Source organism: Nocardia sp. Marseille-Q1738 (assembly GCF_965283145.1).
On sequence record NZ_CBDIMS010000006.1, the window covers coordinates 338,990 to 361,382 of the forward strand.

General features: G+C 66.0%; 23 protein-coding genes and 1 tRNA gene. 13 read left to right on the forward strand and 11 right to left on the reverse strand.

Annotated features, from left to right (window positions below; translation table 11 throughout):
* Positions 1-4: 4 nt before the first annotated feature.
* The 4 genes from ACWPXK_RS23175 to ACWPXK_RS23190 form a co-directional block, all read right to left on the reverse strand.
* Positions 5-814: an RNA polymerase sigma factor SigF gene (locus ACWPXK_RS23175; RefSeq protein WP_454198274.1), complete on the reverse strand. Its 810-nt coding sequence runs from the start codon at positions 812-814 to the stop codon at positions 5-7.
* Complete coding sequence (locus tag ACWPXK_RS23180) at positions 807-1,271, reverse strand: ATP-binding protein (RefSeq protein ID WP_454198275.1); 465 nt, start codon at positions 1,269-1,271, stop codon at positions 807-809. Before ACWPXK_RS23180 ends, ACWPXK_RS23175 begins: the two co-directional genes overlap by 8 nt.
* A 117-nt stretch (positions 1,272-1,388) precedes the next feature.
* On the reverse strand, positions 1,389-1,865 hold the full coding sequence (locus ACWPXK_RS23185) for a DUF4254 domain-containing protein (RefSeq protein ID WP_454198276.1): 477 nt from the start codon (positions 1,863-1,865) through the stop codon (positions 1,389-1,391).
* 119 nt (positions 1,866-1,984) lie between these two features.
* Entirely contained in the window at positions 1,985-2,416 is a 432-nt protein-coding gene (locus ACWPXK_RS23190) for a VOC family protein (RefSeq protein ID WP_454198277.1), read from the reverse strand.
* A gap of 145 nt (positions 2,417-2,561) precedes the next feature.
* On the opposite strand from ACWPXK_RS23190, the gene ACWPXK_RS23195 reads away from it, so the two are divergent.
* The 4 genes from ACWPXK_RS23195 (at position 2,562) to ACWPXK_RS23210 (ending at position 6,845) form a co-directional block, all read left to right on the forward strand.
* Positions 2,562-3,536 carry a GlxA family transcriptional regulator gene (locus ACWPXK_RS23195; protein WP_454198278.1) on the forward strand — a complete coding sequence of 325 codons (975 nt, stop codon included), beginning with the start codon at positions 2,562-2,564 and terminating at the stop codon, positions 3,534-3,536.
* Between the two features lie 86 nt (positions 3,537-3,622).
* Entirely contained in the window at positions 3,623-3,973 is a 351-nt protein-coding gene (locus ACWPXK_RS23200) for an ArsR/SmtB family transcription factor (protein WP_454198279.1), read from the forward strand.
* 24 nt (positions 3,974-3,997) lie between these two features.
* The gene (locus ACWPXK_RS23205; protein ID WP_454198280.1) at positions 3,998-4,351 is read left to right on the forward strand and encodes a hypothetical protein; all 354 of its coding nucleotides are present in this window, start codon (positions 3,998-4,000) and stop codon (positions 4,349-4,351) included.
* Positions 4,352-4,943: 592 nt separating this feature from the next.
* On the forward strand, positions 4,944-6,845 hold the full coding sequence (locus tag ACWPXK_RS23210; protein ID WP_454198281.1) for a potassium transporter Kup: 1,902 nt from the start codon (positions 4,944-4,946) through the stop codon (positions 6,843-6,845).
* Positions 6,846-6,883: 38 nt separating this feature from the next.
* On the opposite strand, the gene ACWPXK_RS23215 is transcribed toward ACWPXK_RS23210, so the two are convergent.
* The gene (locus ACWPXK_RS23215) at positions 6,884-7,525 is read right to left on the reverse strand and encodes a TetR/AcrR family transcriptional regulator (RefSeq protein ID WP_454198282.1); all 642 of its coding nucleotides are present in this window, start codon (positions 7,523-7,525) and stop codon (positions 6,884-6,886) included.
* A gap of 210 nt (positions 7,526-7,735) precedes the next feature.
* Here ACWPXK_RS23215 and ACWPXK_RS23220 point away from each other — a divergent pair, with 210 nt between their 5' ends.
* The 3 genes from ACWPXK_RS23220 to ACWPXK_RS23230 all read left to right on the forward strand — a co-directional run bounded on the left by ACWPXK_RS23220 (position 7,736) and on the right by ACWPXK_RS23230 (position 11,344).
* A complete protein-coding gene (locus tag ACWPXK_RS23220) occupies positions 7,736-8,539 on the forward strand; it encodes an SDR family NAD(P)-dependent oxidoreductase (protein ID WP_454198283.1) in 804 nt (267 codons plus the stop codon).
* Between the two features lie 32 nt (positions 8,540-8,571).
* Positions 8,572-9,699, forward strand: coding sequence for a DUF5938 domain-containing protein (locus tag ACWPXK_RS23225; protein WP_454198284.1), 1,128 nt, complete (start codon positions 8,572-8,574; stop codon positions 9,697-9,699).
* An 85-nt stretch (positions 9,700-9,784) separates the two neighbouring features.
* Positions 9,785-11,344, forward strand: coding sequence for an acyl-CoA synthetase (locus ACWPXK_RS23230; RefSeq protein ID WP_454198285.1), 1,560 nt, complete (start codon positions 9,785-9,787; stop codon positions 11,342-11,344).
* Between the two features lie 52 nt (positions 11,345-11,396).
* On the opposite strand, the gene ACWPXK_RS23235 is transcribed toward ACWPXK_RS23230, so the two are convergent.
* Complete coding sequence (locus ACWPXK_RS23235; protein WP_454198356.1) at positions 11,397-12,575, reverse strand: lipase family protein; 1,179 nt, start codon at positions 12,573-12,575, stop codon at positions 11,397-11,399.
* A gap of 501 nt (positions 12,576-13,076) precedes the next feature.
* Here ACWPXK_RS23235 and ACWPXK_RS23240 point away from each other — a divergent pair.
* The 4 genes from ACWPXK_RS23240 to ACWPXK_RS23255 all read left to right on the forward strand — a co-directional run bounded on the left by ACWPXK_RS23240 (position 13,077) and on the right by ACWPXK_RS23255 (position 15,792).
* Positions 13,077-13,334 (forward strand): hypothetical protein, encoded by a 258-nt coding sequence (locus ACWPXK_RS23240; RefSeq protein ID WP_454198286.1) that lies wholly within the window; start codon positions 13,077-13,079, stop codon positions 13,332-13,334.
* 48 nt (positions 13,335-13,382) lie between these two features.
* The gene (locus tag ACWPXK_RS23245) at positions 13,383-14,396 is read left to right on the forward strand and encodes an aldo/keto reductase (RefSeq protein ID WP_454198287.1); all 1,014 of its coding nucleotides are present in this window, start codon (positions 13,383-13,385) and stop codon (positions 14,394-14,396) included.
* 60 nt (positions 14,397-14,456) lie between these two features.
* Positions 14,457-15,128, forward strand: a complete 672-nt coding sequence (locus ACWPXK_RS23250) for a CPBP family intramembrane glutamic endopeptidase (protein WP_454198288.1) — start codon at positions 14,457-14,459, stop codon at positions 15,126-15,128.
* Between the two features lie 79 nt (positions 15,129-15,207).
* A complete protein-coding gene (locus tag ACWPXK_RS23255; RefSeq protein WP_454198289.1) occupies positions 15,208-15,792 on the forward strand; it encodes an acyltransferase family protein in 585 nt (194 codons plus the stop codon).
* Positions 15,793-15,930: 138 nt separating this feature from the next.
* Here the strand turns inward: ACWPXK_RS23255 and ACWPXK_RS23260 are convergent, their stop codons facing one another.
* Complete coding sequence (locus ACWPXK_RS23260; protein WP_454198290.1) at positions 15,931-17,091, reverse strand: lipase family protein; 1,161 nt, start codon at positions 17,089-17,091, stop codon at positions 15,931-15,933.
* Between the two features lie 412 nt (positions 17,092-17,503).
* On the opposite strand from ACWPXK_RS23260, the gene ACWPXK_RS23265 reads away from it, so the two are divergent.
* Positions 17,504-17,995 carry a hypothetical protein gene (locus ACWPXK_RS23265; RefSeq protein ID WP_454198291.1) on the forward strand — a complete coding sequence of 164 codons (492 nt, stop codon included), beginning with the start codon at positions 17,504-17,506 and terminating at the stop codon, positions 17,993-17,995.
* Positions 17,996-18,657: 662 nt separating this feature from the next.
* Here the strand turns inward: ACWPXK_RS23265 and ACWPXK_RS23270 are convergent.
* The 3 genes from ACWPXK_RS23270 to ACWPXK_RS23280 all read right to left on the reverse strand — a co-directional run bounded on the left by ACWPXK_RS23270 (position 18,658) and on the right by ACWPXK_RS23280 (position 21,657).
* Positions 18,658-20,289, reverse strand: coding sequence for a peroxidase family protein (locus ACWPXK_RS23270; RefSeq protein WP_454198292.1), 1,632 nt, complete (start codon positions 20,287-20,289; stop codon positions 18,658-18,660).
* 344 nt (positions 20,290-20,633) lie between these two features.
* Positions 20,634-21,308: a VanZ family protein gene (locus tag ACWPXK_RS23275; RefSeq protein ID WP_454198293.1), complete on the reverse strand. Its 675-nt coding sequence runs from the start codon at positions 21,306-21,308 to the stop codon at positions 20,634-20,636.
* Between the two features lie 275 nt (positions 21,309-21,583).
* Positions 21,584-21,657 (reverse strand) — tRNA-Ile (locus tag ACWPXK_RS23280).
* Between the two features lie 108 nt (positions 21,658-21,765).
* Between ACWPXK_RS23280 and ACWPXK_RS23285 the strand changes: the two genes are divergently transcribed.
* Positions 21,766-22,215: a nitroreductase/quinone reductase family protein gene (locus tag ACWPXK_RS23285; protein WP_454198294.1), complete on the forward strand. Its 450-nt coding sequence runs from the start codon at positions 21,766-21,768 to the stop codon at positions 22,213-22,215.
* Here the strand turns inward: ACWPXK_RS23285 and ACWPXK_RS23290 are convergent.
* The gene (locus ACWPXK_RS23290) at positions 22,200-22,361 is read right to left on the reverse strand and encodes a hypothetical protein (protein ID WP_454198295.1); all 162 of its coding nucleotides are present in this window, start codon (positions 22,359-22,361) and stop codon (positions 22,200-22,202) included. The genes ACWPXK_RS23285 and ACWPXK_RS23290 overlap by 16 nt on opposite strands.
* Between the last annotated feature and the right edge of the window lie 32 nt (positions 22,362-22,393).

Here is a 22,393-nt window from a genome sequence, read left to right on the forward strand (position 1 = left end):
CGGGTCAGTCTCGTAAAGCCTGCTCCCGCAATGATTTCAAGGTCTTCGACAGAATGCGTGAGACCTGCATCTGGGAACAGCCGATCCGCTGGGCGATCTGCTCCTGGGACAGCGAATCGAAGAAGCGCATGACGAGCACCTGCTTCTCGCGTTCCGGTAACGCGGCCAGCAGCGGTTTCACCGCCAGATAGTTCTCCACGGTGCCGAAATCGGGGTCCTCGGCGCCCAGCGAATCCAGCAGCGAGGGACCGCCGGAGTCCGCGTCGCCGGACTCGGCGACAGCGTCGATCGAGGAGGTCTGATAGGCGTTGCGCGCGATGAGCGCCTGGGTCACCTCGTTCAGATCGACCCCCAGTTCCTCGGCGATCTCCCGTGCCCGCGGCATCCGGCCCAGCCGCTGCGACAGGGTCTCCACCGCCGGTCCGATGGTGGACTGAATTTCCTTGAGCCGCCGGGGCACTCGCACCGACCAGGCGTGGTCGCGGAAATGCCTGCGCACCTCACCCATGATCGTCGGCACCGCGAACGACAGAAAGGTCGCGCCGTGTGCCGGATCGAAGCGATCGACCGCGGCGAGCATACCCACCCGGGCGATCTGCAGCAGATCCTCGAAATTCTCGCCGCGTCCGCTGAACTTCCGCGCGATGTGTTCGGCGAGCGGAAGGCAGCGGGCGATCAGCTCCGCGCGCAGGGCCTCGCGGCGCGGGTCGTCGGTTGCCACCGCGGCGAGTTCGGCGAACAGCGGCTCGATATTGTCGTAACTGTCTCCCCCCGACTTGCGCTTGGGCGTGCTCCGATTCGACTCGCTACTCATCCGAGCCGCCGCGGACCCAGCGGAAGTCGACGGTAGTCGGGTAGCCGCCCGCTGCGGCGTCGTGGGCGCCCTGGGACGCGGAAACCGAATCGGTCAGCGTCGCGACGATGTGCCAGCCGAAGCCGGCCTGATCCGGAGTGGCGTCCGACCTCGTGAACGCGCTGACGCGCACGTCAACGGCGTCGCCGTCGAAGTTGAACGCGCAGTCGAGCTCCGACCCCGGCACCGCGTCCAGTACCAGCGCGCTGGCGACCTCGTCGAGAGCCAGCCGGATATCGGTCACCTCATCGATGCCGAAATCGGCCATCAGCACGACGGTCTCGGCCAAGGCACGCAACATCGCCAGCTGCTCGGACTCGGCGGGCACCCGCACGCTGATCGTGCCGGTCCGCGTCGTCGCGTCTCCCGGCCGCCGCCCCTCATCGAATCGCTCCGCGATGCTGTCACCCTTGCTCATGCACCACTCCAGAAGTCGCGCCGTCCGTCGGAGCGACCAGCCTACGCCCTGTTGCCCGCTCGTTTCGACGCGCCATGCGCGGGTGCGCGTATTCGACTCGCCCAGGCGGACGTCCGCTCAGCCATCCGCGCCCAATCGTATCGGAGGGAGCCGACGACGTCCGTCCCCGACCTCGCGAACCAGATCCGCGTAGGCGATCTCCAATTCGGCCAGCCGGGTCCATGCCGCGTGCATGCGTTCACCGCCCGGATCGTCGTGCATCAACAGATGGAATGCCCGTTCCGCGACGGCGGCCATCCGGTCGATCAACTCGCCCAGACTCGCTTCGTGCAAGCGCACCCCGGCCGCCGCGCTCGGCAGGTGCACCGCCGCCCAGGTGTTGATCCGGTCGACCAGTTCGGCACGGTGACCATCGATCTCCACCAGGAGTCCCGGAACTTCGCGGCGGCGGCGGTGCAGTTCGGTCAGCTCGCGCGCCCATCGGCTCACCGGCCCGTGCACATGCTGACCGCCCAGCGCGCACAGCAGAGTACTCGGGCTCGGCAATACCGAGCTCTCGACCACTTTCCGCAGTCGGGCACGCTGGGCGAGCATCGGCCTACCTCCTCGGCACAACCACACCGATTCCGCGGCCGGTCGTCAGAGCATTCATCAGGACAACGTTCATTCCGGGTCGGTCACGCCTGGGCCGGTCGCGCGGTGGCGCGCCGAAGTCACAGTGGCGCAGTGAGTTCCAGGTGGATGCCATCCGGATCGGAGAAGGACAGGATCGCGATACCGAAGTCGGCCATCTCGATGATCTCGCCGTGTTCGATGCCCGCTTCGCTCAGCCGGGCAGCGGCGGCGACCAGATCGTCTCGCGCCGGGACGGTGAAGCTGAGATGGTCCAAGCCCACCCGATCGGAGTCGAAGCGGTCCGTCGCCGGCGCCACCGGGCGCAGGCCGAGCAGCATTCCGTTGGCCTGGAACACCACTCCGCCGAAGAGCTGGAACGGATCGGTCCGCACTGCCGGATCGTCGGGGCTGCCCGGCGATGCAGCGGCGATCGGGAAGCCGAGAACGTCGTGGTAGAAGGCACGGGACCGGTCGATATCGGTCACGGTCAACCGGATGTGGTGGGTTCCGGTCGTTTCGATCAGGGTCACGCGAACTCCCCAGGTGAAAGGTAGGGCGGGCTCGACCGACTCCCCGGGCGGCTGCTCCGGTGGCGAGTCGTCTCGGGGATGACAGTAAGACAGAATTCCGGCGGAACAGAGTGTCGTGAACGACATCTTCGGTACTGTTTCCGACATGGACGTCGCTGTCTTCGTCGTGGACGGCGTGGCCGATTTCGGATACGCCGCTCTGCTGGAGACCTTCAACACCGCGAACTCGGTACGGACCGAGCTCACCGACCCGCCGCAGCCATGGCGGGTCCGCAGCGTCTCGTTCGGCGCCACCATCCGCTCTGGCCACGGCAATACCGTGCCGACGGTCCCGCTCGACGACCTCGGTGACGAATTCGAGCTGATGATCGTGCCCGCGGTGAACGTGCTCGCCGCCGAGGCGCTGATCGATCTCATCTCCTCCCCCACCAGCCGTCCCGTGCTCGACCGCCTGGTCGCGGCACGCGAAAGAGGGGTGCATCTCGCCGGCGCGTGCACCGGAACGTTCTTCCTGGCCGAGGCCGGTGTGCTGGACGGCTCTCCCGCCACCACGAGCTGGTGGCTCGGCCCGAGTTTCCGGCATCGCTACCCCCGCGTCCAGCTGGACGAAGGCCGCACCCTGTGCCGCGGCCACGGCGTCACCACCGCGGGTGCCGCGCTGTCGCATATGGATCTCGCGCTGTCGCTGATCGCCACCAAGAGCCCCGCGTTGGCCGAACGCGCCATGCGCTATCTGGCGGTCGGCGCGGGAAGACCGCAGCGGGAGTTCATCATTCCCGAGGTCATCGCCAGGGGCGATTCCGTCACCGCCGCGTTCGAACGCTGGGTCCGCGACCACCTCGCAGACAACTTCCGAATCTCGCAGGCCGCCAGGGCCATCGGCGTCACCGAACGCAGCTTGCAACGCGCCACCCATGCCGAACTGGGCATGTCGCCCAGCGAATTCGTGCACGACATCCGCCTGGAACGCGCCATGCACCTGTTGCGCACCACGCCCCTCACCGTGGACGCGGTCGCCGCGAAGGTCGGATACCTCAACGCGGGCACCCTTCGCGGGCTGTTCCGCCGTCGCCGGGGCATGTCGATCTCCGAAATCCGCATGACTCGCCTGTCGTACTGAATTCTCTTCCAGCAGTGCGGAATAGACGCCGCGCGCGTTACCATCTCTTCGAGGCTTCTAGAAAAGATCGAGGAAGCGGAGGTGCGATGCCACTCGGGCGCTGGAAGTCCGCCGATCATCCCGAGATCGATGCCGTGTCGATCGATGCCGTCCTGCACGCCCTCGCCGACCCGACTCGCCGGCGGATCGTGCGCATGCTCATCGACCAAGGCGACCGGCCGTGCGGCACGTTCGGGCTCGGGATCCCACCGTCCACCCTCAGCCACCACTTCAAAGCACTGCGCAACGCCGGATTGATCCGCCAATTCGACCAGGGCCGTCAGCGCATGAACACCCTGCGGCTCGCCGAGCTCGACGCCCGCTTCCCCGGTCTGGTCGCCTCGATCCTCGCGCAAGCCGAGCATGGCCATCTGCCCAACCGCCCCGAATCGAACTGATCCGCAAGGAATTTCGTTATGTCGTTGAACGCAGTCGCGCGAGTATGCGCCATTCCGGTCAGTCTGTGGCTGATCACAGCGCTCATCGTCGATGCCGACTATCGAGCCGACAATATCTTCGCCGCCCCGGACTTCACGTTCTCCCTCGTCCTGCTGATCGCCGCCCTCCTCCCCTGGCGCTTCGCGATCCCGGCCCTCACCGCCGGCTATTTCTTCGGCTCCGGCGTCATCACCGTCGCCGCCTTCAACCGCTTCGACCGCGGCGAATCCAGCCAGGCAACCATCAACCTCATCATCGCCGCGGTCTATCTGACCGTCGCACTGCTGCTCGTCCTCCGCGTCGGACGCACCCGATCGCTCGATCCCCAGCCCTGCTGATCCGGTAGAACAACGACCAGCAGAGCGCGCCATCGCTGCCGGGGGCGCAGGCATGCGGCACCATGCCCGCCGATGACGCAGACCACCGCGCACTCGGGGTCATCGATGAACGAGACCGACTCGTCCAAGTCGCCTCGAGTCCATCCATACGACCGCCGAGCCACCTGCGGCAGACCGGACTCAGATACTCAGATCAGCGCAGCTGAATGCGGGTCTGCGGGGGAGTGGTCACATCATCATCGGCATACCGGGAAACATCCGATTCCACCACTCGCGTGCCATCGCCATCATCTGATCCAAGGTCATCATCGTTTTCACCTCTTTTCGATTGAAACCCAAGATCAGGGGTACCCGGGACGATCGTTTCTAACGGCGGGACTGCCCAGCTTTCTACGAACCCATTGGATCGGGCGGGAGAGCGCCGGTCGCCAGCTGTTCTCCCGCAACCTGCCGATTTGCCGAGTCGAGGAGCGGTAACGTCCGGAACGAAGCGCCGGATGCGGCAGCGGTGCCCGCACGCAGGAGGATCGCCGTGACCGATCACCAGCACGGAACCACATCGGATGAGGGACGGTCATCGGCAGGCCACGCTGTGAGCGCCCCTGACACCGTGCGGCTCGCGGTGGTTGTCGCGGCGTTGGGCGTGGTGTTCGGCGACATCGGGACCAGCCCGATCTACACGATGCAGACGGTGTTCAACCCACGCGACCCGCACCCGGTCCCGGTCAGCATGGCGAACGTGTACGGCGTGGTGTCGCTGATCTTCTGGTCGGTGACGATCATCGTCACGATCACCTACGTGCTGCTGGCACTGCGCGCCGACAACGACGGGCAGGGCGGCATCATGGCGCTGATCACGCAGCTGCGGCGATGGGGCACTCAGCACGGCCGGCGGCAAGCCGCCGTGCTCGCGGCCCTGGGCGTCTTCGGCGCGTCGCTGTTCTTCGGCGACAGCATGATCACTCCGGCGATCTCGGTGCTGTCCGCCGTCGAAGGGCTCGAAGTGGTCGAACCGGAGCTGAAAGATTTCGTCGTGCCGATCACCGCGCTGATCATCGTGGTGCTGTTCCTCGTGCAGCGGCGCGGAACCGCGGCGGTGGGCCGGGTGTTCGGGCCGGTCATGATCGCGTGGTTCGTAACCATCGGCGTGTGCGGAGTGGCCGGCATCGCCCGCCACCCGCAGATTCTGAAGGCACTGTCGCCGACCTACGCGCTGGGCTTCCTGACCGGCCATTTCCACATCGCGTTCTTCGCCTTGGCCGCGGTCGTGCTCGCGGTCACCGGAGCCGAGGCGCTCTACGCCGACATGGGGCACTTCGGTCGCCGCGCGATCACCCGTGCCTGGCTGATCCTCGTATTCCCCGCCTGCGTTCTCAGCTACTTCGGCCAAGCCGCGCTGATCCTCGACGATCCGAGGAATATCAGCAGCCCGTTCTTCCTGCTCGTGCCCGGCTGGGGCCGACTGCCCCTGGTCCTGTTGGCCACCGCGGCGACGGTGATCGCCTCCCAGGCGGTGATCACCGGCGCGTACTCGGTGGCCTCCCAGGCAGCGCGGCTCGGCTACCTTCCCCGGATGCGGATCGCGCACACCTCGGAGTCCGCCGTCGGCCAGATCTACGTCCCGTGGATCAATTGGCTGCTGATGGTCTCGGTGCTCACTCTGGTGTTCGCCTTCCGCAGATCGGCAGCGCTGGCCTATGCGTTCGGCATGGCGGTGACCGGGACGATCACGATCACCACGCTGCTGTTCTTCTACATCGCCCGCGCCAGGTGGGGCACACCGCGGTGGCTGATCGGCCTCGGCGCCGTCCCGCTGCTGCTGGTGGACCTGCTGTTCGTCGCGGCCAACCTGACCAAGCTCGTGCACGGCGCGTGGCTGCCGCTGACGATCGGCCTCACCGCGTTCACCGTGATGACCACGTGGCGGCGCGGGCGCGAGATCGTCACCGCGGAGCGGGAACGGCGCGAGGGATCGCTGCGCGAATTCGTGGACCAGCTGCACGAAGGAAAGCCCTCGATACGCCAGGTTCCCGGCACGGCCGTCTTCCTCAACCGCGGCAAGCGGACCGCGCCGCTGGCGATGCGGGCCAACGTCGAGCACAACCAGGTGCGGCACAAGCATGTCGTGATCATGTCGATCGAAACCGAGCCGGTCCCCCACGTTCCGGCGGAGGAAAGGATCACCGTCGACTCCATGGGCTATGCCGAAGACGGCATCATCCACGTCCGAGCTCGGTTCGGCTATATGGAGCACCAGGATGTGCCCGGCGCGCTGGCGCTGCTGCCCCCCGACAGCACCGAAGGGCCGTTGCGACTGGACGAGGCTTCCTATTTCCTGTCGACGATCGAGCTTCGGCGCGGGACCGCGCCCACCATGGCACCGTGGCGCAAGCGGCTGTTCATCGCCACCTCCTACATCACCGCCGACGCCGCCGAGCATTTCGGATTACCGCGCGAACGCACCGTCATCATGGGCTCCCGTATCGAGGTATAGGCGGCACGTGGTGCGCACCAGCCCACCGGCGTGGCGAGTCAGGGTCGGCCGTCGCCGGTCACCAGATCCAGGAGATGGGCGGCGTCGGCGCGCAGGTTGTCCACGGCGTCGGCGCGTCCGGAGAGCTTGTGCAGCAGCGCTTGCTGGAAGAGGCCGTCGAAGAGGGCGTACGCCGTTTTCGACGGCACCAGCAGAGGTTTGCCGGACAGTTCCGCGTAGCGCCGCGCGACGTTGTGGATCATCTGCTCGCGACGTCCGTCGATCTCGATGACGTCGTCGCGGAAGGACTCCTCGAACAGACTCTGATTGCGCAGGTCGTACCACAGCCGGTGCAGCGGAGCATCGGTGTCCACGGTGGTGGCCATGGCGGCGCCGAAGTCACGCCGCAGGCCCTCGGCCGTGGTCGCGGTGGCGACGATGTCGTCGTAACGGGTGACGCAGACCGCCTCGTACTGCCGCACCGCGTGGGTGATCAGCTCGACCTTGTCGTTGAAGTAGTAGTGCAGCACGCCGTGGGTGAACTCGGATTTCTGCGCGATCTCCCGCAGGCTGGTCCGGGCGTAGCCGAGTTCGGCGAGGGTGTGCAGCGCGGCGGCGGCCAACTGCGCGCGCCGTTCGGCGAACTTGTCCACCTGCCTGCGCGCGATGCGATCCCGCCTGGTCTCGACGATCTCGGTCACCGTGACTTCTCTCCGTCCACGTGTCCACACCCTGCGAACCCGCTCAGTCTAACGCGGCCGCGCGATACCGGACCGTGTCTCCTTGACAGTCGTCAAAGAAAATCTTGACGCTTGTCAAAATTTCGCAGTAGTGTGATCCACGTCGCAGTCGGACGGAGCGCCGCATCGGGCGCCCGCGCCGCACAAGCCATCTCGAGGAGGAGATGCCGGATGAGTGGGTATGACCTGACCGGGCGCCGGGCGCTGGTAACCGGTGGAGCACGGGGATTGGGTGCCGGCATGGCCGAGGCGCTGGCCCGCGCCGGAGCCGCCGTCGCGATCGGCGACGTCCGCGAGGATCTCGGCAAGGACACCGTGGAGGCGTTGCGCGCCTCCGGCGCCGTCGCCGAATTCGTTTCGCTCGATGTCACCGACGACGCGCGGTGGGAGCAGGCGGTCGCCGACACCGTGGCCGCGCTCGGCGGTCTGGACATCGTCGTCAACAACGCCGGTATCGAAATCACCGGTCTGCTGGTGGATCTCGATCCGTCCGAGGCGCGCCGGATGCTGGAGGTGAACGTGCTGGGCACGGCGCTGGGCATCAAACATGCCTTCCGCGCGATGCGTCCCGGTGGGGCCGCGGGCCGCGGTGGCGCGATCGTGAACATCGCCTCGGTGGCCGCGACGATCGCATTCCCCGGTATCGGGGTGTACTCGTCGACCAAGTCCGCGGTCGATCGGCTCACCCGCGTCGCCGCGATGGAGTCCGGCAAGCTCGGCTACGGCGTCCGGGTGAACTGTGTTTACCCCGGGCTCGTTCCGACCGAGATGGGCGCGCGGCTGGCCAGCGATGTGGCCGAGATCGGTCTGTTCCCCAGCGCGGAGGCCGCCGTCGGCGCCGTGATCGAGCAGACCCCGCAGGGACGGCTCGGCGAGGTCGCCGAGATGGCCGACGCGGTGGTCTTCCTCGCCTCCGACGCCGCCCGCTTCATCACCGGGGCCGGCCTGCCGGTCGACGGCGGCATGGGCATGTGAGCACCGAACAACATCGAAAGGTCTGAGATCTCATGAGTACCGACAAGCCCGTCGTCGTCTACGGCGCCTCCGGCTACACCGGCCGACTGGTCTGTGAATACCTGCGCGAGTTCAACATCCCGTTCATCGCCGCGGGCCGGGACAAGTCCCGCCTCCAGGAAGCGATCGAGAAGATCCCCGGCATCGACACCGTCGAGCACGAGATCGTCGAGGTCGCCCACGACGTGGGACCGCTGACCGAACTGTTCCGCGGCGCCTCCGTCGTCTGCAACACCGTCGGGCCGTTCTCGCAATACGGCCACGAGGTCGTGCAGGCCTGCCTCGCGGCGGGGACGCACTATCTCGACACCACGGGCGAACAGGATTGGCTCATCGCCTGCGATGAGCAATACGGCAGCGACATGGCCGAACGCGGACTGCTGCTGTCGCCGGGCATCGCGCAGATGTACACCACCGGCGAGATCGCCGCCAACCTCTGCCTCGAGACGCCCGGCCTGGACACCTTGGACATCCAGGTCTTCTGGAAGGGCTTCCCGACCGTCGCATCGACGAAGACGATCCTGGTCAACGCCGCACTGTCCAAGGCCTATTACCTCGAGCAGAACCAGTACGTCGAGTGGCCCGCCGACGGCGGACTCTATGACGTCGTCGTGCCCGGCCAGCACGAAATCGGGCTGGCCCTGCCGTGGGGCGGCACCTCGCATCCGGTCTGGTTCAAACGCGATCCACGCGTCGCGAACGTGAAGGTGCTCGGCGGTGTCTTCAACCGGCCGCTGATGCTGGGCGTTCCACAGATCGTGCAGGCGGTCATCGAGCAGGTGAAAGACCTTCCGGTGGAAGAGAAATACCGGGTGCTCACCGAGCAGGCGTCGGCCGTGCGCAGCGAGATGCCGCCGCGGGAGAATCCGCGCGTCAACACCTCGCTGGACTCGGTCCACGCGTCGGGTCCGCTGGCGCGCGCCCACTGCGTGATCTACGGAAACTGCAACTACAAGCAGACCGGCCTGATGCAGGCGTTCGCCGCGAACTCGCTGTTGCAGGCGTCGCCGAAGCGGGTCGGGTTCGCCTCGGCCTGCCAGGCGTTCGGCCACCGGGAACTGCTCGGGGTGCTGCGCGGTTTCGGGCTGGTCGCCGAACCGGTCCTCACCGTGCACCGCTGATCACGCCTCGGCCCGTCGGCGTCCGGTGCCGCACGCCGACGGGCCGGGATTTCCACCCACCCGCTTCGCTTTCGAAGGAATGACCGTGCGTCTGACCGACTATCTCGACAAGGGCGCCTCGCTGGGCGCGACCGCGCCCTGCCTGACCATGAACGGGAACACGCTGACCTATCAGCAGGTCAGGCAATTGTCCTGGCAGGTCGCCCGCGCCCTGCACGATTCAGGAGTGCGCCCTGGCGACAAGGTCGCGATCCTGTCGGCGAACGACGCACTCGCCTTCGCCTGCGTCTTCGGCATCGCCCGCGCCGGTGCGGTGTGGTGCCCGATGAACCCGCGCAACGAAGCCGCCGAAAACCGGGAATTGCTTGACCTCTTCGATTGCACGTGCCTGATCTTCCACTCCGCCTTCGCGCCGCTGGTGGAAGCCATCGCACCGCGGCTGCCCGCGTTGACGACCCTGATCTGCCTGGACGCGAACGTCTCCGGAGCGGTGCGTTTCGACGAGTGGATTCGCGACTGTCCGGCAACCGAGTGGCAGGCCGAACCGGTGGACGACGTCATCATGCTGGTCGGCACCGGCGGGACCACGGGGCGGCCCAAGGGTGTCCGGCTCACCGGGCACAACATCGAAGCGATGACGGCGCTCACGCTGATGAGCTACCCGTTCGAGGGAAGGCCGCGCTACCTGGCTCTCGCGCCGCTCACCCACGCCGCGGGCGTGCTGTGTTTCCCGATCATGACCCTCGGCGGCGAGATCGTCGTGATGCCCTCCCCCGACTTGACGGAATTCCTCGCACTGCTGGAGCGTCACCGCGTCACGCACACCTTCCTCCCACCCACGCTGATCTACATGCTGCTGGACCACCCAGCCCTGCCGGGCGCCGATCTCGGTTCGTTGCAATGTCTTTGGTACGGCGCGGCGCCGATGTCGACCGCTCGGCTCGAGCAGGCGCTGCACCGGATCGGGCCGGTCATGGGACAGCTGTTCGGGCAATCCGAAGCCCCGATGATGGTCTCCACCCTGGCCCCGAAGGAACACTTCCGGCCGGACGGTTCCATCGCGACCGAGCGGCTGTCGTCCGCGGGCCGTCCCACTCCCCTGACCCACGTGGCGATCATGGACGGCGAAGGCCGGCTGCTGCCCACGGGCGAACGCGGCGAGATCGTGGTGCGCGGACCGCTGGTGATGGCCGGCTACCACAAGAATCCGGAGGCGACCGCCGACGCGTCGCGATACGGCTGGCACCACACCGGCGATATCGGCTACCTCGATGCCGACAACTACCTCTACGTCGTCGATCGCGCCAAGGACATGATCATCACCGGCGGCTTCAACGTCTATTCCGCCGAAGTCGAGCAGGCCCTGCTGGCCCATCCCGCCGTTCAGGACTGCGCCGTGGTCGGCCTGCCCGACGACAAGTGGGGTGAGCGCGTCACCGCCGTCGTCCAATTCCACACCGGCCGCACCGCCACCGCCGCCGAACTGCGCGAATTCGCCAAGGCACGGCTCGGCGCCGTGAAGACCCCGAAACAAGTGGAGATCTGGGCCGACCTCCCCCGCTCGAAGATCGGCAAGGTGCTCAAACCCGAAATCCGCGCGCAACTGCGCGCACAGAGCAACACACCGCAATCCCTTCCCCGCTGAGCTGGCATGGCCGCCGCCGCGGCGCCCTGCGGCGCGTCTGCCAATCGCTTCGTCAGCAGGTGGTGGGGGCGGGCTCGCCGCGGACCCTTGCTTGGAGCCACAACAGTGCCGCGGGTGTGCCCAGTACCGCCGCGGTCAGGTGCTCAACTTCGGGCAGCTGTTCACCCGCGGAAACCCGCAGCGTCTCCACCGGCACCCCTGCCGCGCACCAGCGGCGGAGGGTGTTCTCGATGGCTTCGACCAGAAGCTCCTGGTCGTCCGGCGAATGCCATTCGAAGATCGGCATTTCCGGCACCCCGGGATAGAGCTCCAGGCTGTTCTCCTCCACCACCGACCGGGCTTCGCGGTCTTCGAAGATCGAGGTGTCGGTGAGGAATTCGCCGGCGCTGCCGCCGATGCCCGCGGTGAGGATCTCATTGGCGCAGCTGTTGGCCATCTCCTCACGGACCTCGAGGCCGCGCTGGTTGAGATACGAGCTGATCGGCAGCCGGTCCGGGTACTCCCGCTCCAGGCCGATCGCCGCCCCCATGGCCAGCCCGAAGGACCGATGCGGACCCAAGCCCACCCCCTCCGCCAGCGTCACCAGGTTCAGCGTAGCGCCGCCGAAGGCCGCACCCGCCAGCTCCAGCTCCGGCGCATACGACGGCTGCAGCGCAGCCGCCCATGCGGTGGCCAGGCCGCCACCGGAGTAGCCGGCCAGCACCGCTGGGCTGTGCTGCACGCCGAGCGCGGGCAGCTGTTTCACCGCACGGATACCGTCCAACACGATTTGACCACCCAAGCGCGCCGCTCCGAACGCAAAGTACGGTCCGAGATGATCCGGCAGCGCGACACTCCAGCCCTGCGCCAGCACCGCGTTCAAAATCGGCATCGTCACCGTCGCATTCCGATCGCCGCGGTACAGCGCGTGCGATACCGCGCAGTGGGTGCCGAGCGAGTTGATGAAATGCTGATACGACAGCAGCGGCCCACCGGGCCGCTGGCCGAAGGGGGTGAGCACCGTGGTGGTCGCCGCGATCGGGGCGCCGTGTGAGTTGGTGGACCGGAATTTGACCAGCGTGACGGTGGCGCCGGGGAAGATCGCCACCGGCGGCATTGGACGCGAGTCGAGCACCTCACCGGGTCGGTGTGCCGCCAGATCCGCCGGGGCGGCGTAGAACGGGTCGGGATCCGGCCGCGGATACAGCGGTTCCGCGGTTGCCGTCACCGCGAGCAGCAGCGCGAGTGCCACACCGCCGACAGCACTGAGGGCCTGGGCCGAACCGCTGCGTCTGCTGCTGAGAAAAAGAAGAAACTGCCGGGTCACAGCCTTGACCTCCACGGGTAGTTCGTGGCATTCGTCGACCAGCCAGCATGAATTCAAATGCGACAGCACCAGCAAACTCTCAGCGACACGCCGGACAGAGAGCCGATTGTGCCGAGAAAATGACATTTGCGCCTCCCTCCCGACATCAGCCCAACAGCGCCGACAGGCTCAGGCCCGCCGCCTCGCGCGCAGCCCGGCACCGGTGATTGGTGACGGGGCTCCACGACTCCGGCCTAACAAGCCTTGCCGTGCTGTAGACGCCTGTAGACGGCGAATTCATCTGCACGCCACCATGTCCGCGTAACGTGATTGCACCCCCGCCGCCGGGTGGATGTCGGCGTATCGGCACGGCCGGACATGAGCCCTGGCACGCCGTTGGTCCCCGGCGGCGGGTGCACCAACAACGAATCGGCCAAGGGGGAAGCGATGGGTACCGGCACGGTGGCGGAAACGGCGGTGCTCGCCGTACTTGCGCCGGGCGGCATGTTCACCGCCGACCAGATCACCCGAGAAGCGCAACTGACCGAGTGGATTGCCCGCCAGGCGATCGGCCAACTCGAATCGCGCGGTCTCATCATGGCGACGCCGTACGCGGCGCGCTGGTCGATCACCCCGCGCGGCGTGGCAGTGGCGCAAGCCACCATGGGCGGCCCTGGTCGTGGGCGGCGGATACAGGAGTACTAGCCCTGACACGGCCTGCCTATGGGCGGGCGTGCACCGCAGACTGCTCTCATGATGCGATACCGACTGTTCGGCCGAACCGGTCTGCGTGTGTCCGAACTCGTGCTCGGCACCATGGTGATCGACGAGGTCGACGAATACCGGCGGATTCTGCATGTTTTCGCCGACGCCGGAGGCAACTTCATCGACACCGCCTCGGCCTACGGCGCGAGCGAGGAGATGCTCGGCACGGTGCTCGACCACCGCGACCGGTTCGTCATCGGCACCAAGTACACACTGACCCGCGACGCGAGCGACCCGAACGCCTCCGGCAATCACCGCAAGAACCTGATCAGCTCGCTCGAGCAGAGCCTGCGACGGCTGCGCACCGACTACATCGACGTGTACTGGGTGCACGTCTGGGACCGGCACACCCCGATCGAGGAGACATTGCGCGCGCTCGACGACGTGGTACGCGCGGGCAAGGTGCTCCACATCGGAATCTCCGATGCCCCCGCGTGGGTGGTCGCCCAGGCGAACACCCTCGCCCAGTGCCGAGACCAGACACCCTTCTCCGGCCTACAGGTGCCCTACAACCTGCTGCAACGCGATATCGAACGGGAACTGGTGCCGATGGCCGAGGCGTTCGGCATGAGCGTCACAACCTGGGCGCCCCTGGCCCGCGGGATCCTTTCCGGCGCCGCGGGACGACGCACCGACCCAGCCCGGCACACCGAACGGGAACGCGCCGCGGCCGCGGCCGTCGACACCGTCGCGGCCGAACTCGGCGTGCCACCGGCACATGTGGCTATCGCGTGGACCCGGCACCACTCGCCCACCGTGCTGCCGATCATCGGCGTCAGCAGCGCAGCGCAGCTCACCGAGAATCTCGACGCCGCCGGCCTCACGCTGCCGAAGGACGCGGTAAGCGCCCTGGAGGCAGCAGTCCCGTTCGAACTCGGTTTCCCCGGCGACTTCATCGCCGAGTGCGACCGATCACCGCACGTCTACGGCGACACCGTGGGTCGAGTCGACGCCCACCGCCGGTCTCGTCCGAATACCCCGTCTACGGACAGTCCCACGTAAGAGCTGCATGGAGCCACTGGCGGTCGGCACACTCGCGATCCGGCAAATATGGTGTTTCTCATGAGGATTCGACCGTGGCGGCGGGTGTATCTGAGTGCCGAGTACGCGGCGCTGTTCTTCGGCGGAACGACGGTGTACAACGCGGTGATGCGGGGGAAACCCCCGATCCCGGCGCTGCTCGCGTTGGCCTCGGGTGCCGCCGTCTACCTGCGGCGCTCATCCACCTTCGACCGCGCTGCCCTGTGGCGTACCGGGGCGTTCGGCGCACAAGCGGGCTCGATGGCGGCGTTGGCTGGATCGAGCGCGCTGGCGCTCACCGCGGTGGTCGCGGCACTGCGGCGGGAGGATCTGTTCGACCTGCCGCGGCGCAATCCGTGGCTGTGGCTCGCGGTGATGGTGCTCTATCCAGCGCTGAGCGTGTACCCACAGGAGTTGATCTTCCGCTCATTCCTCTTCCATCGATACGCGCCGGTCTTCGGTGAGGGTCCCGGGTTGGTGGCAGCCAGCGCGGCCGCGTTCGGCTACGTGCACATCATCTTCGGCAGCTGGGTCTCGGTCGTCGCCAGCGGTGTCGGCGGCTGGATCTTCGCGACACGATATTTGCGGACGCACTCGCTGTTCACCGTTTCCGTCGAGCATTCGCTGTACGGGATGCTCATTTTTACGGTCGGCTTGGGACGGCACTTCTATCACGGCGCGGCTCCGTCTGCGCGAATCCAGATGAGTTTCTGAATCCGGTCGCAGCCGATTCGAGATCGTCTGCGTGCCCAGCGTTCATGTCGCATTAAGCCCTACCGGCTGATCCTCGAATGTGACCGCCCCGCGCAGCAGGACCACACTGCGGAACTGGAACGTCGACGTTGTCCGGACGTTCGCCATCGCTGTGGTCGTGGTCGTGCATTGGATCTCGGTGCGAGTCACCAGCGGCGGGGGTGCCGTTCGGGGTGATCTCACCCTGCACGGCAGACCGATATGGGCACTGAGCTGGGTGCTGCAGGTGATGCCGCTGTTCTTTCTCGCCGGTGGCTTCGCCAATACCCTGGTCGTCGATCGATGGCGCGCCCAGGCCACGAACTATGGCGCGTATCTCGGGCCGCGGGCCCGCAGGCTGACCCTGCCGATGATCCCGCTGATCGCGGTACTCGGACCGGTGGTGTGGCTCCTGCGTGCCCACTCCGATGAAATGGCGCGGACGGCAGCACATGTGGTGGCGAGCCCGCTGTGGTTTCTCGCGGTGTATCGGATCGCGGTGACGATAGCGCCCTTGGTGGTTCAGGTGCATGACCGATCGGCGTGGGTTCTGCCCGCCGGCTTGCTCGCACGACCGCCCTCACCGGTGCACTGGTCGCGGCCGCCAGCGCGTACGCCATCTGGCGAAACGGCCTATCTCCCATAGGCACACTCGGTTTCGCTGTCGTTGGCGTCGTTCTGGCGGCCGCGCTGCTCAGCACGACCCGTTCAGTGGCCTCCCGCACCGGGCTCGCGGACCGCAGCAGCACTTCAGCCTGAGCCAGCGGTCCGCGTAACCGATGCGTCAGCAGGCGATGGGCGCAGGCTCTCCGCGAACCCGTGCCTGGAGCCACGGCAGTACCGTGGGCGCGCCCAGTAACGCCGCGGACAGATGCTCGACACCGGGCACCCGCAGTGTCTGCAACGGCACCCCGGCCGCGCACCAGCGGCCGTTGGTGTTGTCGATGGCGCCGACCGGAATCAGCGGATCGTCCGGCGAATGCCATTCGAAGATCGGCATTTGCGGCACCCCGGCGTAGAGCTCCAGGCTGTTCTCCTCCACCACCGCCCTGGCCTCGCTCCGCTCGAAGATCGAGGTGGTGGTGACGAACTCCCGGGCACTGCCGCCGGCTCCGACGGCCAGGATGTCGTTGGTGCAGCTGTTGGCCATGGCGTCACGGATCTCGAGACCGCGCGCGTTGAGATACGCGCTGGTCTGCACCCGGTCCGGGTACTCCCGCTCCAGGCCGATCGCCGCCGCCATGGCCAGCCCGAAGGCCGGATGCGGTTCCAAGCCCAGCCCCTCCGCCATCGCCAGGAGGTTCATCGGCGCGCCGCCGATGGCCGCCCCCGCGATCCGCAGGTCAGGTGCGTACGAGGCCTGCAGCGCAGCCGCCCATCCGGTGGCCATGCCGCCGCCGGAGTAGCCGGTCATCACCACTGGGCTGTGCTGCAAGCCGAGCGCGGGCAGCCGTTGCGCCGCCCGGATGCCGTCCAATGTGATCTGGCCACCCAAACGCGCGGCGCCGAAGGCGAACTGCGGTCCGAGATGATCCGGCAGCGCGATACTCCAGCCCTGCTGCAGCAGCACGTTCAAAAGCGGCGTCGTCGTATTCAGGTTCGTATCGCCGGCGTATAGCAGGTGCGATACCGCGCAGTCGGTGCCGAGCGCGTTGATGAAGTGCTGATACGACAGCAGCGGCCCGTTGGGTGGATGGTTGGCGGGCGTCAGGATCGTGGTCGTCGCCGCTATCGGCCCGCCATGCGAGTCGGTGGACCGGAATTCGACCAGCGTGACCGTCGCGCCGGGAAACAGGGGCAGCGGCGGCAGTGCCCGCACGTCGAGCACATCACCGGGTCGGTGCGCCGCCAGATCCGCCGGTGGGGCATAGAACGGGTCCGGATGAGGCCGCGGATACAACGGCTCGGCGGTTGCCGTCACCGCCAGCAGGAGCCCGACTGCCATACCGGCGAGCGGACCGAGGATTCTGGGTGAACCGCTACGCCATCTGCGTAGGAAACGAGGAAATAGACGAGTCACGACCTTGACCTCCACGGGTAGTTCGCGCCATTCGTCGACGAGCTGGCCTATTAGAGGGCCAACATCAGCAAACTATCAGCAACACGCTGGAGCGCGGCCGAATGTGCCGGAACTGAAACACTCTCGCGACATTCCACAACGAGCCTCGTGTCCGCCGCACGGATGGGCAACCGCGTTCGACCAGGCGGTTCCCGAACTATCGTGCGGATGATGCGGCGTGGTTTCCCGATAGCAACCGCCACCGCCACTACGCTGCCGATCGCACGCTTTCCGCAGGTTGCCCCGCTGTCCGACCCGTCGCCGACGCCGATCGGCCGGGATACGAGAAGGGAAATTCGTGCTGTCTCCCACAACGCTCCTCGCCCCGCTCCTGTCCGCCGCCGCGCTCCTGTCCGGTGTCGCCACGCTGGCCACCCACGACACCGAACCCGCTCCCGCGGTAGAAGCCGCGACCTACGTCGAAGACACCGAAGCCGGCGCCGGGGGCCTCCTCCCGGTCGCCCAGGTTGCCGGGGAGTACCCAATCCCAACCTTCCCGACCTACATGACCAACTTCCCGACCTTCACTTTCCGACCTACGACCAATTTCCCAACCCCGACCTTCAACCCCGACCTTCCCACCTACCCGACCCCGACCTTCCCGACCAACTTCCCGACAGCCTTCCCCACCTACCCGACCCCGACCTTCCCGACCAACATCCCAACTCCGACCTTCCCGACCACCTTCCCATCTCCGGCTTTCCCCACCAACTTCCCAATCCCAACTTTCCCCACCAACTTCCCGACCCCGACCTTCCCGACCAACTTCCCCACCTACCCGAATCCTTGAATCGAGCCGGAGTCGCTGGTGCGTGGACTACCTACGCCGGGCCGTCCGACCGCTGTCGATAACCACCCGTCCGGCACATCGGCGGCCGACAAAGCAAGCTCGGGGTCGACGCTTTCACTCATTGATGGAGAGGTGTCGCGCCTCCGCCAGTGCCCAGCGAGATTCGGGCAATGACTTGCCAGGTGTACGAGTGCTGGCGATGTTCGAGCAAGACCATCGCTCACAGCAGCAGGTTGCGGCAGCTTCCCCGACCGTGCGGCAGCACCGAACCGAAGTACCGCGCGGTACGGTGGGCAGGTGGGTGTCGGAAAGCTGGAGGCACTGACCAATGCTGGCAGTCCAGTCACCGATCACGCTGAGGGCTTCGGCTTCTCGGATCGCCGCCAATGCCCGCAGTTTCGGTCCACCTTTCCCGCCGAGCGGCGAGTTGAGCGGCTTCTGCGAGCTTGACGCCTTCTTCAGGCCGTGCGCCTTCGCGGTACGACAACAGGCACGCGTTGATCCAAGCGTGGGCAGCGGCAATTCCATCGCCAGCAGCCGTGGCGGCCTACGCCGCATCGGCGTAGTAGCGTCGGGCTTCACGCCAGCGGCTGGAACTAACGGTCACGGTTGATGACGACGTGCGCGCCGATCTGCCGCCGCTGCCATGCGCCGAGCTCTGTTCAGCAACTGAACTCGACCACCACTTTGTCAGGCGAGGTGGAATTGCGGGCGACGATCTGTCCGAGCGAGTTGGTCTCCTCTATGATTTCGAGGCCGACGCGTGAGAATGTCTCCTCGTTGAAGACGTTGCGAGCCAGCAGCGGGTTGGTGAAGGCTTGAGTGAACGCGTCGTGTGCCACCATCGTCGTCAACAACTCACCCATCATGAGGTAATCGGGGTAGTCCTCGGCAAAAATCCCGACATACCACTCGAGGTCATCGATGTCCTTGTAGAGTTCCTCGATCCGACCGCGCAATTGCGGGTCGCTCGTCAGCTGCTCGAAGCTCGACAATCGCCGGAGCCCGAAAGCTTCCCGGTATTCGTTGTAGGAGCGCAACTGCGCCTTTCGCATCAATGCGACCGTCCGTTCCTCGACAGAGGGATCGTCTGGTCGAGACCGGTCGACAAGAAAGTGTGGGGTGTTTCGAAGTCCGATCTTTCCTGCTCGCTCCATCGAGCACTGCGCCATCAGCGCTTCGATTCCGCGCCGCAACAGCAGCGGGTTATTATTGCGGAATCCGGATGGTTCCAGCCGGTCGGCGCCGCTGCCGATGCTGTTCGGCACAAGCGAGTGCCATCGGTACAGCAAGTTGAACTCGATGGCGCACCAGTTCGAGCGGTTCCAGCGTTCCCCTTCCGCCAGAAACGGGACTGTCTCGATCGGGAAGTCGAAAGGCGCAATGTGTCTGATGTATTGCTCGATCACCAGCTTCAGCAGTATGACGATCATGACGTTGCGAGTGGTGTCGAACAACCGTGCATCGTCCCATTTCGGGTACTCCTGCTCGAGCATTCGTGCGATCCGGTTGTGTTCCCGGTAGAAGACGGTATTCAACATCGTCTGGCCGATGGTCGAGTTGCCGTGCTCCAGTCCGACGGCGAACATCGCGTCCTTGTGCTCTTCCGAGGCGCCGTCGAGGATGAATTTTATGAGAAACTCCTCGTCGTGGAGGCCTCGAAATTCCGGCTTGACGACGAGCGGCCCGCCCGGCTGCCGACGCTCGAAGAGAAATACCGGAAATTCCTCGCCGTTGATTTGCTGGGTCTTCAGCCGGCCGCCGGTCTTCGAACGCAGCATAGCGGTCTTTTCCTCGGTGAGCCCGTAAATCTGACACAAGTCGATTTCATGGTTGGATGTGTTGCGTCGATAATCGTCGCGACTGGTGCGCAGAAAGCTATCGGTGAACCATTGCGCGAAGAACATGAACATTACGCTGGTGTCAGTGGATTTGATTTCCCGATCTCGCCGGAACAGTGCGACCACATCGGCCTGATCGGGCCATTTATCCTGCTGCTCCGAGGTAGCCGGCGGTAGGTGGCGCCCGGTGTACATACGATCGGTAAGCGTCCGCCAGGTCGTGTAGTCGCGACCGAGTGTCAGCGGGCGTGGCCGCGGTGAGGTCGCGTAGCCGTAGTAGTTGACGAAAAACCGGCTCAACTCGCGCCGCAGGACGGGCACTTTGGCCAGCGGTTCGATCACATTCGGCAGAAATTGGTTGAGCGCTGGCGGCAGTATCGGCGGCCGTAGCCCCAGTAGTGCGATAGGCCTCGACAGTTGTCGGCTGAATGGAACGTCCGGCAGCTCGAACATCAAGCTTCCTCCTGGCGGCTCGGTAAAGCTCGCGGATAATACCCTCGAGTGCAGCCTGGTGCGATGTCCTTTCACCTGTCGCCAGTATAGCTATGCCATGTTCGCACGTGTCCGCTATCGATCGTGTTGAGCGATTTCCTTCTGCTCTATCGAAACACAGGAATAGAACACAGCTCGGGCCGTCGGTCCGGGAGTTTCCGCCTGTGGACTACAGGCCAAAACCTTCTCTTACGTGTTGTGATTCAATTTGCGGCGTGTCGTGACCGAGTTGTGCCACCTGATGCTCAAATCGTGGCTCGAGTGAGTTGATACACGTAGGTCCGCAGTTGGTGTCCCGCCGTTCGTCACCCCACGCCGCCGCTGTGTCGCTCTCGCGGCTCATCGCGGATGGTTCGCGTTGACCCCGCGGCCACACGCTTGTCGATGATCTTCATACTCGGGGACGGTGGGCTGGCCGAGACCGTCCTGCTCGGAGACGATGCCCCTTTCGGCTCTTCAGGTAGCGCTGGCTCGGACCGGTCAGTCACTGCGCGCGGCGCCCACAACTGTCGTGAGAGCTGGCCCGCCAGGTATGCACCGGCCGCGTTCACCAGCACGTCGTCGACGGATGAGTAACGGCCGATAGCAAGGGCGAACTGCACAGTCTCCACCGCGATCGAAGCTGCTGCTCCCGCCAACAGGATGCGGTACGAGCGGGCGAACCAGGGTCGGCGCACCGGCAACAGGAAGCCGAGTGCGGCGAAGACCAGCAGATTCCCACCGAACTGCTCGATTACCCGGTCGTCGGCCAGTACCTCGGCCAGATCACGCAGCGGCACGAGATTCACCGAACGGCCCGTTCCCGTCGGCGTAAGGATCATCCACAACCACGGCGCGGTACCCGTCACCATCCCGACATCGCATAGCGCAGCACGCCACCCGCACCGCCCAGCCAGCCACCAGGCCGCGAGACCGGCTAGCGGTATCGAGGTAATCGCGGCGATCGCGACCCCACCCCACGCCTCCCAAGTCCCGTTCACACCGCCAGTATCACCCAAATCATCTGCGCCACAAGTCGGCTCGACAGACCATCCACACGACCCACACCGCACACACACCAGCCAGCCGTCGGAATGGTCCGCTTGCTCCGGTTTTTGCGACGCAGTTCCGTCGCGAAGTCCTCCGCAAGCTCTCGGATGCCGTCCAGTTCCAGCCCCAAGCCCAAATTTCATCGGCAAAATTCATTGCTGTCGGAGCGCTGTTCTAGATCAACTCAGCTGTAAAGTTCAGCGTTTTCGCAGCTCAGAGATATTTGTGGGGCGGGCGGGGCTCGAACCCGCGACCAATGGATTATGAGTCCACGGCTCTAACCGACTGAGCTACCGCCCCGTGCCGCGAGGAATCCCCCAGGCGTGGGGGATGCTACCGGGTCGGTGGGGACCAGTCGGATGGTGGTGACTTAGGGTGGGGTGTCGGAAACTTACTGGAGGGTCAGGTATGGCCGGTCTGTTCATCAAGGTGTTGAAGGCGCATCAGTGGGTGTATGAGAACTCTGGTGGGCTGGTGGGGCATCGGCTGTTGCTGGGGAATCCGACGCTGCTGCTGCGGAGCGTGGGGCGCAAGAGCGGCGAACAGCGGACCTCGGCGCTGACGTACGCGCGCGACGGTGAGGAATATTTGGTGACGGCGTCCAATGGTGGCTCGCCGCGGCCGCCGGGGTGGCTGGCGAATCTGAAGGCGCGACCGGAGTGTGAGATCCAGGTCGGGCGGCGGAAACTGGCGGTGCGGGCGCGGCCGACACTGCCGGATGATCCCGATTACGCCCGGCGCTGGGCGATCGTCGACAAGGTGAATCAGGGTCGCTACAGCGCCTATCAAAAGCTGACCAAGCGGCCCATCGCGGTGGTGGTGCTGACCCCGACCGAGCAGGGTCAGCCGTCGCGGTAGTCCTCGTCCCAGTCGGCGTCGTAGTCCTCGGCGTCGTCGCGGTCCCATGAATCGGCATCCTTCGGCGGGCGACTGGCGAAGTGCACGACTGCGACGACGAAGCCGAGGACCACGATGACGATACCGACGACGAGCAGAGTTTCCACCCCGGCACATTAGCGCCGTCGCCGGGCCTGCG